The organism is Vibrio sp. YT-16, assembly GCF_033337405.1.
GTDB classification, from domain to species: domain Bacteria; phylum Pseudomonadota; class Gammaproteobacteria; order Enterobacterales; family Vibrionaceae; genus Vibrio; species Vibrio alginolyticus.
In genome coordinates this window covers 1-1,302 of record NZ_JAWOQQ010000088.1, presented here as the reverse complement: position 1 = coordinate 1,302, position 1,302 = coordinate 1, and the positions used below count along the sequence as shown (strand labels likewise).

Here is a 1,302-nt window from a genome sequence, read left to right as displayed (position 1 = left end):
TGAATCGAACCGAGAACGTAGGCATTATCGTGATCCTGCATGATTTGAACTTAGCATTGCGCTACGCAACCCACATAGTTGCGCTCAAAAAAGGTCAAATTGCCTTTGAAGGCAACGCCGAAATGCTGCTTGATGAAGCGCGTTTGTCTGCACTTTACGAATCACCAATTAAGCTCATTGACCATCCAACGCCCGCGGACACACTTGCTAGCCAGAAGGTGGCGGTGGTATGTGCATGATGGTTCGATTTCTCAAACAACTAAGCTGCACGACGCTACTTTTCACAGTGATGATTGCACGAGCGAACGCAGACATTACCGTTCATGATGCGTACGGCGCAGTGACTTTTGAGCAAGTGCCGCAACGCGTCGTGGTTCTCAACTGGGACATTTTGGAGCAAGTGCTCGCGTTGGACATCGAGCCCATTGCGGCGCCTAACTTGCCGGGTTACCGCCAGTGGGTAGTGAATCCTTACGCACCAGAATCCATTGAGGATATCGGCACTCGCGCCGAACCTAATTTAGAGAAAATCGCGAGTTTGAAACCCGATGTGATCCTAGCAGCTTCTCCCCAGCAAGATTTGATTCCCCTGCTCAGACAAATCGCGCCGGTGGTGTATTTGCCGAATTTTTCGCAAAACGAAGCCGCGGCTCAAACCGCAATCAAGCATTTTCGTACGCTAGGTGCGCTGTTTGATAAACAAGAGTTAGCGGAACAAAAACTGGCAAAACTCAATGACTCATTCAAACAACTGCGTGACAAGATTCGTCAGCATTATTCTGCCCCATTAGACGTGTTGGTGATGCGCTTCTCGACACCCAATTCTGTTCTGCTATCAACGGAAAATTCGACCACTGACTATGTGGTTGAGCAGCTTGGGTTAACCAACCCTATCCAAGTCTCTGCGCGCGCTTGGGGTATCAAACAAGATCGCATCAACCGCTTACAAAACCTTGAACAAAGCTACGTACTTTACGTGCAGCCTTTCCCACAAGAGAGCAAGTTGAACAGCTCACCACTTTGGCAAGCGATGCCATTCGTGAAAAAACAGCGCGTAAATTCGGTAAGAGCGGTGTGGGCCTACGTCGGCGCGATGTCTTTGCAATACGTGGCAGAAGCCATTACGGACAGCTTAATTGAACTGGCACCTAAACAATGAGAACGAAACCGTACATTGGCTATGTCGCGCTGATTGCGTTGCTTAGCCTATTGAGCTTACAAATTGATACGAGCTTGTCGTTGAGTGAACAATGGCAGTTGTTCACTCAACCAAAAAGCGCCAGCGAATTTCGTGATGTTTTC

1 protein-coding gene and 1 pseudogene are annotated in these 1,302 nt (G+C 48.7%); both read left to right on the top strand.

What is annotated here, in order from left to right; all coding sequences use genetic code 11:
- Positions 1 to 239, top strand: a pseudogene (locus R7F07_RS24935) (ABC transporter ATP-binding protein); the annotation flags it as partial.
- A 50-nt stretch (positions 240 to 289) separates the two neighbouring features.
- Positions 290 to 1,159 (top strand): iron-siderophore ABC transporter substrate-binding protein, encoded by an 870-nt coding sequence (locus R7F07_RS24930; RefSeq protein ID WP_411976920.1) that lies wholly within the window; start codon positions 290 to 292, stop codon positions 1,157 to 1,159.
- Positions 1,160 to 1,302 lie beyond the last annotated feature (143 nt).